We start from the raw sequence: 12,662 nt of genomic DNA, 5'->3' as shown, positions 1-12,662 counted from the left end.
ATCCTCCTTTATACTTTTTCATTTCTCATCACCGCATACGTACTTATATAGGCAACTGCAATAGCAATAATTAATACTAGGAAATACGATATTAATCCACCATCTAAATACAATAGTGCTCCTGGCAACATGGAAGCTCCAGTTCCTTTAGCTGCTAAATGAATGATTCCTGCAAACGCTCCCCCAGCGGCACCACCTAAACAGCCCATAAAAAATGGTTTAATTTTAGGGAAGTTTAAACCATACATGACTGGTTCAGAAATACCAAACAATGCTGGTACAAGAGCTGGAATCATTTTCGCACGTTGGATACGGTCTTTTTGTAACATCACCATCGCAAGTCCTGCACCTAATTGACCAGCAATCGCTGCCGTTCCTAATGGGTTAATATAATCAATACCGGTTTGCGTATATAAACTAACAATAATCGGTGTAATGGTATGATGCATTCCAACTGCACACAATAGTTGAATACCACCGCCATAAACAATCCCACCAATCCCGAATGGTAAATCTAATGCTTTTAAAACAATTTGAGTTAAACCATTTTCAATGAATAATAAAATCGGTCCTACAATAAATAAGCCAAATAATAAACTCACTAATAACGTCAAAAATGGTACAAGCAACAAATCTAAGATATCAGGGATAACTTTATGGAGTTTAATCTCCAATTTTGCAGCAAAGAAACCTAAAAACAGTGGTGGTAAGACAGAACTTTGGTAACCTGCAATATCCAAGGTCAATCCACCAAAATCAAATTGAATCGGTTCTACTAGATTATTTACGACTTCCCACTTATTTGGCAAAATTGGTGAGACTAACATTAGCCCTAGCACAATACCAATAATCGGTGAACCACCAAATTTCTTCACCGCTGACCAACAAACTAACACCGGTATAAACGTATACGCGGTATCTGTTAGGACACTAAAAATTTGATCGATATTATCAGGAAGCACGAGATTAAAGCCATTTATTAATAATCCTCGTAAACCCATCAATATTCCAGTCGCCAACAACACAGGTATAATTGGAATAAAAATATCAGAAATCATTTTTGTTAATTGTTGGAAACTGAATGATTCGGTTGGTTCAGTTACTGAATCCGGATGATCATCAAGATTACATAATGCTTGAAATTCCGTATATACTTTATTGACATAACCTGTTCCTAAGATAACTTGATGCTGACCACTTTTGAAGAAATAACCAGCAATGTGATCCATAGCAATAATTGCTTCTTTATTCACTAATGAATCATCTTTCACTTCAATCCGAAGTCTTGTAGCACAATGAGTTGCAGAGATAATGTTGTCTTTTCCGCCAAATAACGGTATTAAATCATTCGCTGTTTTTCTAGGATCTTTTTTCATATCATTCTCCTTTAAATTTATATCGAACCGGTTCGATAGAACGATACTACCATATCAATTTCTTCGAGTCAAACATTTTTTGGAACCGTTTCACATTTTTGAAAAAAAACGATGATACACTTCACCTATGTAAAATGTACCATCGTTTTTAATAAATAGTTGTTTCGCCTAATTGCCAAGAAACATCAAGCGGTTCAGGTGTAGCAATTTTTTGATTTCCTTCAATTTTTGCAATTAGTTGCTCTGCTGCTGATTGGGCTAGTTGTTCGATTGGTTGAACCACAGCACTAATTTGTTTAGGACCGATTCGAGTAACTTGTGTACCATCATAAGCAATGAATTTTAAATCAGCTGGAACAATGCGCTGTTTTTTTTCTGCTAATTTCAAACATTGTGTAATTACCATATCTGAACCGATAAACGCATCGACATCAGGATATTTTTCAAATGCTTCCTTGGCTGTAGCAAAATAATCGTCTAATGCAAAAGTATTCGTAGGCATTACATGCGTATACATCGTTTCATTGGTTTGATTAAACAATCGCTTGCATTCTGTCACAAATGTTTCTGCACCAATCTTCACTTTGCTAGAACCTACAAATTGAACGACCGTCTTGCACTCGTTTTTACGTAGCATCTCAACTGCTAACTGTGCTGCTTGAACATGATCAGATGAAATCATAGGGATCTCGCTGCTTAGAAAACGGTCTAAACTAACAATTGGGCGTGTTGTTGCCTGATATTCTGCAACATCTAACGTATGCACACCCATGATAATACCATCCATTGTATATCGATTAAGCCATTCAAGATATTTTCGTTCGACTTTTTCACGCCCTAATGTGCTACAAACCATCGTCATATAGCCATGTTCATATAAAAAATTCTCGATATGTTTAACAAATAAAGAGAAAAATGGATGAATGATATCGGGAATCACTACTCCTACTAAATTAGAGCGCTGGCTAGATAAATTTTTTGCCAATTGGTTGGGTACATAGGATAACTCTTCCATCGCAGCTTCCACTTTTTTTCTTGTTGCATCTGATACATAACCTGTATCATTAATAACTAAGGATACCGTACTCTTGGAAACTTTTGCTTTCTTAGCAACATCATTAATACTAACCATTTAATCGCCTCTACTCCTTTTTATTCTACTGATTATAGCATAAGTTGGTTAACGTTTAAGAAAATTTTAGTGAGAGAGCAATTTCTTATATAAATGCGTATGCAATAATATATTCAAACTTAAACAGCGTAGTCAGAAAAACAAATGTCTCCCTCACTTCGAGACATTCGTTTGATTAAGATAAATGCAGATAATTTAAAAACATTTTTTTCATATTTTTACCAAAAACTACGCTCAGAAAAACGAAAGCGCCAACTACTGAAATACAAATCACTAAAATAACTGAATGAATTTTGCTGCTAATCGTTAATACATGAGATAAACCAAAAAATAAAACAATACCTATAACTTCCATCAAGAGGGTCGCTTGTAAAACTTTTAAGTAATAGGTACGAACATAACGTACTGGTTGAATCGCAAATGATTTAGTAATGAAATGATAGGTTCCTACAATTGAAAGTATCAAACTTAAAATTGATGATAGCGACATTCCCATTCCTTCAAAAAAATAGATACAAGGTATTTGCAGTACAAATTTAAACAACAGGACTTGTGTTGTAAAGTAAATCGCTTGGCGGTGTGCATTCAACGCTTGTAAGATTGATAGTAACACTGTGAAAATCCCCGTTAAAAAAGTGGTCGCAATTGCTAAGGCTAAATACATACTGCCAGCTAAATTATACCCAAAAAAAATGGTATTTAACGGTATGGATAATAAAATCATCCCCACTGACGAAGGTAACAATACGGTTAAAGACAAGCGTAGAGTATCTGAAACCCCAATAAGTAATTCTTCTTTATTTTTCAGTTTACTTAATAATGGCAATGATGTTACAGTAATGGACCCAATAATCGAAAGTAATAGCGGTGTCAATTTATTGGGATTAGCTGATGCAAAGGTATAAAGTGTTTCTAATTGTGTTTGATTGAAAATTGGTTTTAGAAGTTGAATGATTGGCTTTAATGACACTTGATCAATTAGTTGCATTAAAGATACCACCGAACCAACGTACACAAAAGGTAATGACTCTTTGATAATAGCAATGGTTACTTCTTTTGATTTCCGTAAATATTGTAACGGTAAAATAAAGAAATCTCGTAAACGAAACAGCCCCTCTTTTTTGCCTAAAACAACTAAATACAAAATAGCTGCCATGCCGCCGATGCAAGATGCGAAGGTACTAATGACTACAGCGGATAATATATCTCCACCTGCAATGACACGAATGTAATAAGTTCCTCCAATAATTACTAATACGCGTACCAACTGCTCCACTACTTGAGAAATTCCAAAAGGCATGATTAAGCTTGAGCCTTGAAAATATCCTCGAATAGCACTCAAAATAGGGATAATTAGCAGAGATGGGCATAAACTACGGATGGCATAAATTGCTGCTTCTTGATTGGCAATTGGACTAATCTTACTTAAAACCGGTGCAAATATAAACATTAAAATTGCCGATATGATTCCAATAACTTCCATTACTGCTAAAGCACTACGAAAGAGTTCTCTTGGCTTGGACTGATCATTTTGGTAACTTAATTCTGCTATTTTTTTAGCAATTCCACTAGGAAACCCTGCTGTACCTAAAGATAAAAATAGTGCATATGGTAGATAAGCAACATTATACAACGCTTGAGCTTGATGCTGCTCTTGATAATTTCCCATAAGCATTAACCACGGAATCAAGTAGACAATTCCCAATATTTTACAAATTATATTAGCTGCAGATAACCAAAATGTTCCTGATAATAATTTATTTTTCAAAGTTATTCTCTTCTTTCTATCAACTGCATTAACTTTATCTAACTTTAAGGTGTTGTGTAAATTTATTTATAAAATAACTATGAAAATTTAACATTTTCTTATACTGTAATTTCTGTCCTTAATTTTTCAAGCGTCTTTTCACCAAAACCGCTAACTTCTTTCAATTCTTCTATTGTTTTAAAATTACCATTTTCCTCCCGATAATCAATAATTGCTTGGGCTTTTGATGGTCCAATTCCTGTAAGTGTTTGTAATTCAGTGCTATCTGCTGTATTAATATTGACTACAGTAGTATCTGCACTCTTATTGGCTTCATTAGCTAAAGTGGGCAATGGGAACTCTTTTGCTTCTTCCTTATTAGGTACATAAATCATTTGCTGATCGGTTAATTTTTCTGCTAAATTCAATTGACGTTCTTCTGCTTGATCTGTAAAACCACCTGCTAATATCACCACCTCTTCTACACGAGCACCTTGTTCTAATTCATAAACGCCCGGCTTTTTTACTTCACCTTTAATATCGACCAGCATTTTTTCTGAACTTGAAATAGTTGTCGTTTCTGTTGTGAAAGTTTCTGTTTGTTCCAAGGGTAGTTCCTCCCAATCAGAAATAGTTGCTTTTTTTGGAAAAAAAATATAAATTGCACTAACTATGACAATACCTACCAACAAAAAGGGAATATACTTTTTATATTTTTCTATTCTATTCATCAAATCACACCTTCCACTATCTAGATACGAAAAAAGTGCTACTTTCTTTTTTGAAAGTAGCACTTTTTTTAAATATATTGGGTCATTTCCTTGACTGAACGAACAGTATAATCGGCATCCATATCCTCTAGTAGATTTTCCAAATCATAAAAAATAGATTGAATACCAGCATTTTTTCCTGCATCAACATCCATTGTACGATCACCAATCATGACTGCTTTATTGGGAATCATCTGATATTTGTTAATCAAATAATTTAAAGACGTGGGGTCTGGTTTTCTTGGGAAATTATTTTCAGGTCCGACAATTTCTTCTACTAAATGAAGCATCCCTTCTCGTTCCAATAAATTTTGTGTTGATCCCACTAAACGATGGGTCAAAATATAATTTTTCTTCCCTTTTGCAACGATTGCTTCTAAAATTTCTTTAGTGCCAGGATAAGAGACTGGAATCCTTGGGTCTTTTGCTTCATGCTCTTTATAAATCTTTGTAAACTCATCAAAATCTAAGTGGTATTTTTCTGCAATAGCAGCTGATGACTTTTCTTTCAAAATTCGATAAATTTCTCGACGATTTGCTTGAATTCCATAGTCGCTTAATGTCGACATAAACCCTTCTAATATCACTGGATACGAATCATACAAAGTGCCATCAAAATCCCAAATATACGCTTCAAACATAAAATAAAAAACTCCTCTAATTCTTAAATGAATGGATTGGTGCTGGAATACGTCCACCACGTTGAATAAAATCAGTTGATTTCGCTGGATTTGTCTTCATTACTGGGGCCGTTCCTAATAATCCTCCAAATTCTATCATATCACCGACTTTTGCACCACTCGCAGGAATAATACGGACAGCAGTTGTTTTATGATTAATCACACCAATTGCTGCTTCATCGGCAATCATAGCAGCAATTGTTTCTGCTTGTGTATCGCCTGGAATAGCAATCATATCTAAACCAACTGAACAAATAGCCGTCATTGCTTCTAATTTTTCAAGATTCAATAATCCATTTTCAACGGCTTTAATCATCCCTGCATCTTCAGAAACTGGAATAAATGCTCCTGATAAACCACCCACATGGTTACATGCCATGACGCCACCTTTTTTTACTGCATCATTTAACAATGCTAAAGCAGCTGTCGTACCATGTGTTCCTACTGATTCCAAGCCCATTTCTTCTAAAATCAATGCCACGCTATCGCCAACTGCTGGTGTGGGAGCCAAAGAAAGATCGACAATCCCAAAAGGTACATTTAATCGCTCAGAAGCAACGCGTCCAACCAATTGTCCCATACGAGTAATCTTAAATGCTGTTTTCTTCACTGTTTCAGCAACAACATCGAAGGATTCCCCTTTAACTTTCTCTAAAGCACGTTTTACTACACCTGGTCCACTGACACCCACATTAATTACGCAATCTGCTTCACCAACACCATGAAAGGCACCTGCCATAAATGGATTATCTTCTACGGCATTTGCAAATACAACTAATTTTGCACATCCCATATCAGACGCCTCTGCAGTTTTTTTAATCGTTTCACCCATCAATTTGACGGCATCCATATTAATTCCTGTTTTAGTTGAACCGATATTGACGGATGAGCAAACAAAAGCTGTTTCAGCTAAAGCTTGAGGAATAGAATCAATTAATGCACGATCAGAACCTTGATAGCCTTTTTCAACCAAAGCACTGTAACCACCAATGAAATTCACTCCTACAGTTTGTGCGGCACGATCCAATGTCTTGGCAAATTTCACACATTCAGCTGCGGTTGCACGCGAAGCTGAAGCTACAATCGCAATTGGTGTAACTGAGATACGTTTGTTAATAATCGGAATACCATATTCCACTTCTATCGCTTCACCAACTTTTACTAAATCTTTAGCATGCGTTGTAATTTTTTGATAAATTTTTTCGCAAGCTGCATCAACATCAGCATCCATGCAATCCAGTAAAGAGATTCCCATCGTAATTGTACGAATATCTAAGTTTTCTTCTTCGACCATACGAATCGTTTCTAGTATTTGATTTGTTTCCATGACTGGCCTCCTGCTTATAATTTATGCATCGCTTCGAAAATTTCTTCATTTTGAATACTAATTTTAACACCTAGTACTTCACCAATTTTTGATAATTCTTGACGTGTATATTCAAAATCAATTTTTTTATCCATTTCTAACATCATCATCATCGTAAAGTACTCTTGCATAATCGTTTGTGTTACATCTACAATGTTTATTTCTAATTCAGATAGTTTCTGGCTAACCCCAGCAATAATTCCAACTTTATCCTTACCAATAACCGTTAAAATAGCTCTCATCAACGATTCCTCCTTGAATTTTTTTCTATTATAGCACACCTTTCGTTCTCCCACGATAGCTACTATCAAAATAAGCGTAAATATTTTCTGAATATTTACAAAAAAAGCAAGAAATTCACTAGAAATTTCTTGCTTTTCATCTAATTAATTTACTACTAATCTAAGATTGTTACTTGAACAGTACGGCGACCCCAAGCAATACATTGTTCGTAGCTTGAGAAATGAACATCAATGATATTCCCTTTAATTGCGCCACCTGTATCACTAGCAATTGCTTCTCCATAACCTTCAACATATAATCTTGTACCTAATGGAATAACGCTTGGATCGACAGCTACCGCCATTGGATTTGACAATAAATTTTGACCAGTTGCCGTAACAGTCCCACCACCTAATGTATCAGCTGGATCTGAACTATATGCAGTAGATTCCATCGTTAATGTACGGCCAGAAGGTGCTTGAGTTGCTGGCTCAGCTTGTTGTGTTTCATTTTGAGTATCTGCTTGAACTTCTGCAGCAACAGTTTCAATAGGTGCAGACACTTCCGCAGAACCATCTGTGTTTATTTTTAATTGTTGTCCATCAAAAATAATATTTGGATTTGAAATATTGTTGTCTTGAGCAATTTTATTCACATAGCTTATATCTCCAAAGTATTGGATAGCAATACTTGACAATGTATCTTGTGAACTTACTGTATGTTCTACTTGATCAGCGTGTGCTGTCAAAGAAAAACCTGCGATACTAAAAAATGCTGCACTACCTAGTAAAATTTGTTTGAATTGTTTCATTATATATAGACTCCCTTAAAGCAAAATTTTGTATTGCCGAAGCAACTGGATAAATCTTACCAAGAGTTGCGACTCTTTAGGTAACAAAAAAGTGACGAAATATTTCAATTTGATGTAACTTCGCTTTTTTTGTCATTTAATTTAAGTTTTTTCATAATAAATGTTGATTTAATAAGGAATTATTTTTAGAAAAAAGTTACTTTTTGTAATAAAAAAAATTAAAAAAATATCAAAAATTGGTATACACAAAAAAATAAATCGCTTTCTTAAAGGGATTGTTACAAAACATCATCTTTTGTGACAATGTTTTAGCGAAAAATTTCTCACCTAATCGCCAAATTTTTGCATATATTTCATTGGCAAACTTTTTTCTTCTATAATATGTAATAAAAGAATTCCACAATCAAAACCTCCAGTGTGAACTGGAGGTTTGTTCTTCGGCTGAAAGCCTCTTTTACCGGCCACAGCCTAAAAGGCTTTCTGAAGGGTTTCACGCTTGCACCACTTTTACTCACCGATTCTTAATGAATCTCTTTTACTTCTTCTTATTTTGCTTTCCTGTGAATGGATCATACTCTTCAAACAACGTTAATTGATCTGCTGCATAATCCTCTTGTACTTGATTTCGAATATATTCTTCTATCTGTTTTTTATTTCGTCCTACCGTATCAACATAATAGCCTCTACACCAAAACTTTCGATTACCGTATCGATATTTCAGATTCGCATGTCTATCGAAAATCATTAAGCTACTCTTTCCTTTTAGATATCCCACAAATCCTGATACGCTATATTTCGGTGGAATACTTACGAGTAGGTGAATATGGTCTCTACAGGCATTCGCTTCGATAATTTCCACACCTTTTCTCTCACATAACGTGCGGATGATTTCTCCAATACTTTTCTTATATTTCCCATAAATAATTTGTCGTCTGTACTTTGGTGCAAATACAATATGGTACTTACATTTCCATGTAGTGTGTGATAAACTTTCATTAGCCTTTTTCATAGAAGGCACCTCCTAAGTTGATTGATGTGGTGGTCGGGAAACCAATTTCATCTTATCATCTTTGGGAGGCTTTTTTAATACCTCGCTAGAAGCTCTTTAGAACCCCCGGCATAGCCAGGGGTTTTCAAGACACACAAAAAAAGACGCCCTTCACTTAGAAGGCGCCTTTCTAGTTTAGAAAGTTAGTTTTTCAATTCGATCAAATGCTTCTTTTAGTTGTGTTAAATCTTGCGTTACTGCTAAGCGTATATGAGTATCGCCAGTTTTATGACCAAAAGCTTTTCCTGGAATCATCAAGACATTCGTTTCTTTTAGTACTTTTTCAACAAAAGCCACTGAAGTAAGCTGGGTTTTTTCAATATTAATGAAAGCATACATTGTTCCTTTGATTTCTCCTAATGAAAGAAACGGAATAGCATCTACACGTTTTTTAACATATTCCAAACGTTCTTTAAAGACTTTAACAACTTTCGGTACAAGCTCTTCTGAATGTTTTAGTGCATAAATTCCTGCTTGTTGTGAAATTGCTGGGGCAGAAAATGTGACATTCTCATTGATTTGACGTACAACATCATTTACATATGCAGGAGCAATCATATAACCAATTCGCCAGCCAGTCATCGCAAAGGCTTTCGAAAAGCCACTAAATGTAATCGTATGCTCTGGGGCAAAAGTTGCCATTGGTGTAAAGTCTTCATAAAAACTCAATTCTTCATAAATTTCATCAGATAGAATAAATAGATCATTCTCAATTGCCAATTCAGCAATCCCCTTGAATGTTTCTTTAGAAAAAACTGCACCAGTCGGATTATTAGGTGAATTAACTAAAATCGCCTTTGTCTTATTCGTAATCGCTTGTTCTAAAATAGTTAAATCAATTTGAAAACCATCTTTTTCATAAGTAGGAATAAAGACAGGAATCCCTCCTGCTGCTTCAACTTGTTCTTTATACGGAGAGAAATATGGTTCATGAATAATCACTTCATCCCCTGGATCAATAATTGCTAACAAAGCTAAGTACGTACCATGCATCGCACCAACTGTCGCGCGCACTTGATTTCGCTCAACTGTTAACCCATATCGTTTTTGATAGTGATCAACCACTGCTTGTAAGAATTCGCGACTTCCATCAGAAGCCGTGTACTTTGTGTGTCCTAATTTTGCGTCATTAAAAGCTGCTTCAATAATCGTTTGATCTGTAATTAAATCTGGATCACCAATCGATAAATCGATTAAATCTGTTTTAGTTTTAGCTAACAAAGCAATATCCATTAATAGATTTTCTGTTGGTTGTTGGTACTTTTTGGCAATTTTTGATGCATCCATCTTTTTTTGCATCTCCTTTGGTTATAACACTTTATTTAAGAAACTTTGCGTCCGCAGATTCTGTGGATTGCTAAAAATTTCTTTGGGTGTTCCTTGCTCTTGGATAATCCCTTCATCCATAAAAATGACGCGATCAGCTACTTCTCTTGCAAAGCCCATTTCATGAGTAACAACAACCATTGTCATTCCATTTTCTGCTAGATTTTTCATAACAGATAATACTTCACCCACCATTTCTGGATCAAGTGCTGAAGTCGGTTCATCAAAAAGCATGACATCAGGGTCCATCGCTAGCGCACGGGCAATTGCCACTCGTTGTTGTTGACCGCCAGAAAGATTTGCTGGATAACTACTACTCTTTTCTTTCAAACCGACTTGTTCTAACAAACTGAAAGCTTTCTCTTCTGCTTCTTTTTGGTTTTCTTTTTTTACTTTAATTGGACTAATTGTTAAGTTTTCTAATACTGTTTTATGAGGGAACAAATTGAAACTTTGAAAAACCATCCCCATTTTTTGACGTAATTGATCGATATTAGTGCTTTTATCAAGGATATTAATCCCTTCAAATTCAATTCGACCATCAGTAGGCTGTTCTAATAGATTTAAACAACGTAAAAACGTACTTTTTCCACTTCCTGAAGGACCAATAATGACAACAACTTCTCCTGCATTAATTGTTAAATCGATGCCTTTTAAAACCTCATTTTGGCCATATGTTTTGTGTAAATTTTGAATATTAATCACTTGTGTTCATTCTCCTTTCAGCAACACCTAATAAACGAGAAAGTGTAAACGTTAAAACAAAATAAATTAAGGAAACAATCACGTAAGGTAAGAATGGTTTAAAGCTAGCTCCTTGCACGTTTCCGGCTTGGAAAATCAATTCAGAAACACCGATGACAGAAACAACAGAAGATTCTTTAATAACCGTTACAAACTCATTCCCAAGGGCTGGTAAAATATTTTTAATAGCTTGCGGGAAAATAATAAAACGCATTGCTTGAGTTTGATTCATTCCTAAAGAACGTGCAGCTTCTAGTTGGCCTTTATTTACTGCAGTAATACCAGCACGAATAATCTCAGCTACATATGCTCCACTATTTAAAGCTAAAGCAATACAACCTGCTGCCAAACGAGACATATCGATACCCATAATACCTGTTCCGAAATAGACAATAAAAATTTGAACTAATAAGGGGGTTCCACGAACATATTCAATATAAATTGTTGCTAAGATACGGACAAATTTTGATTTAGCTAATTTCATTAAAGCTAGAAAGGCACCTAAAACAGTCCCAAACAGCACACCAATCAATGCTAAGAAAATCGTGTAGCCAGCACCATTCACATAGAATTTATAATACTTTGCAAAAAAACCTTGGTCATCATGAAACATCAATTCATTAGCTTCTTTTTGATATTGCTCTAATAAACCTTGATCTTTTATCTCTTTAACAGACGTGTTGATCTTTTCTAATAAAACAGGTGCGTTTTTAGGCAATGCTACTGCGGTATCTTTATCACCATCTTTAAATTCAACATCGGCAAATACCAAATCAGGATTACGATCAACGTAAGCTTCAGCAACAGGCCCTTCCAAAATGGCTGCATCAACTTTTTCATTTTTTAGATTCATAATAACGTCAGGAATTTTTTGTAAAGAAGTTGGAATTGAACCGACCAACTCATTTTGTGCCAAAGCTTCTTGTGTTGTTTGTTTTTGAACACCGACAGGAACTCCTTCGAAATCCAATGTGCTCTTGTATTGCTCTGCATCATCTTTACGCACAATTACACGTTGCTTCATTGTCATATAAGTATCAGAAAAATCAACTTCTTTTAAACGTTCTTCTGTAACCGCCATCCCAGAAATAATTAAATCAATTTTTCCAGTTTTTAATGCACCTAGTAATGCATCAAAACCTAATTCTTCAATATGAAGTTTAACACCTATATCATCTGCGATTTTTTGTGCAATTGAGATATCGAAGCCAACAATTGTATCTTTTCCATCAACTTCAGCATGAAACTCATACGGAGCATAGTCTGCGGATAATCCAACAATTAATTCGCCCTTTTGTTGAATTTTTTCATAGTACGGATCAGTTGTCTCTGCGAATGCAGTTTTTAATGGAATGAATGGAATAAGTAGCATAAACACTGGCAACAAAAACAACCAAAATTTTTTCATTTTGTTCACAATAATTCTCTCCTTTTTCTAGT

General features: G+C 35.1%; 12 protein-coding genes. All 12 read right to left on the bottom strand.

Going from position 1 to position 12,662, the window contains the following annotated elements; translation table 11 throughout:
* Nucleotides 1–8 precede the first annotated feature (8 nt).
* The 12 genes from AC4BC5_RS13690 to AC4BC5_RS13635 all read right to left on the bottom strand — a co-directional run bounded on the left by AC4BC5_RS13690 (nt 9) and on the right by AC4BC5_RS13635 (nt 12,639).
* The gene (locus tag AC4BC5_RS13690) at nt 9–1,376 is read right to left on the bottom strand and encodes a PTS transporter subunit EIIC (RefSeq protein ID WP_490495915.1); all 1,368 of its coding nucleotides are present in this window, start codon (nt 1,374–1,376) and stop codon (nt 9–11) included.
* Nucleotides 1,377–1,524: 148 nt separating this feature from the next.
* The gene (locus AC4BC5_RS13685) at nt 1,525–2,508 is read right to left on the bottom strand and encodes a LacI family DNA-binding transcriptional regulator (protein WP_490495914.1); all 984 of its coding nucleotides are present in this window, start codon (nt 2,506–2,508) and stop codon (nt 1,525–1,527) included.
* Nucleotides 2,509–2,683: 175 nt separating this feature from the next.
* A complete protein-coding gene (locus AC4BC5_RS13680) occupies nt 2,684–4,276 on the bottom strand; it encodes an oligosaccharide flippase family protein (RefSeq protein WP_490495913.1) in 1,593 nt (530 codons plus the stop codon).
* 98 nt (nt 4,277–4,374) lie between these two features.
* Entirely contained in the window at nt 4,375–4,986 is a 612-nt protein-coding gene (locus tag AC4BC5_RS13675) for a helix-hairpin-helix domain-containing protein (protein ID WP_490495912.1), read from the bottom strand.
* Nucleotides 4,987–5,054: 68 nt separating this feature from the next.
* Complete coding sequence (locus tag AC4BC5_RS13670) at nt 5,055–5,666, bottom strand: HAD-IA family hydrolase (RefSeq protein ID WP_490495911.1); 612 nt, start codon at nt 5,664–5,666, stop codon at nt 5,055–5,057.
* Nucleotides 5,667–5,682: 16 nt separating this feature from the next.
* Nucleotides 5,683–7,032 carry a PFL family protein gene (locus tag AC4BC5_RS13665; RefSeq protein ID WP_490495910.1) on the bottom strand — a complete coding sequence of 450 codons (1,350 nt, stop codon included), beginning with the start codon at nt 7,030–7,032 and terminating at the stop codon, nt 5,683–5,685.
* 14 nt (nt 7,033–7,046) lie between these two features.
* Nucleotides 7,047–7,313, bottom strand: a complete 267-nt coding sequence (locus AC4BC5_RS13660) for an ACT domain-containing protein (RefSeq protein ID WP_490495909.1) — start codon at nt 7,311–7,313, stop codon at nt 7,047–7,049.
* A 155-nt stretch (nt 7,314–7,468) separates the two neighbouring features.
* Nucleotides 7,469–8,104, bottom strand: a complete 636-nt coding sequence (locus tag AC4BC5_RS13655) for a 3D domain-containing protein (RefSeq protein WP_490495908.1) — start codon at nt 8,102–8,104, stop codon at nt 7,469–7,471.
* A gap of 535 nt (nt 8,105–8,639) precedes the next feature.
* The gene (tnpA, locus tag AC4BC5_RS13650; protein WP_490495366.1) at nt 8,640–9,113 is read right to left on the bottom strand and encodes an IS200/IS605 family transposase; all 474 of its coding nucleotides are present in this window, start codon (nt 9,111–9,113) and stop codon (nt 8,640–8,642) included.
* Nucleotides 9,114–9,287: 174 nt separating this feature from the next.
* Nucleotides 9,288–10,439, bottom strand: a complete 1,152-nt coding sequence (locus tag AC4BC5_RS13645) for a pyridoxal phosphate-dependent aminotransferase (protein WP_490495907.1) — start codon at nt 10,437–10,439, stop codon at nt 9,288–9,290.
* 21 nt (nt 10,440–10,460) lie between these two features.
* On the bottom strand, nt 10,461–11,183 hold the full coding sequence (locus AC4BC5_RS13640) for an amino acid ABC transporter ATP-binding protein (RefSeq protein ID WP_490495906.1): 723 nt from the start codon (nt 11,181–11,183) through the stop codon (nt 10,461–10,463).
* The gene (locus AC4BC5_RS13635; protein ID WP_490495905.1) at nt 11,176–12,639 is read right to left on the bottom strand and encodes an ABC transporter substrate-binding protein/permease; all 1,464 of its coding nucleotides are present in this window, start codon (nt 12,637–12,639) and stop codon (nt 11,176–11,178) included. The genes AC4BC5_RS13640 and AC4BC5_RS13635 overlap by 8 nt, the downstream gene beginning before the upstream one ends.
* Between the last annotated feature and the right edge of the window lie 23 nt (nt 12,640–12,662).

The sequence above is a fragment of the Enterococcus sp. AMC2644 genome (assembly GCF_058216475.1).
The sequence above is the reverse complement of the archived record's forward strand: the minus strand, read 5'-3'. Positions and strand labels throughout refer to the sequence as shown.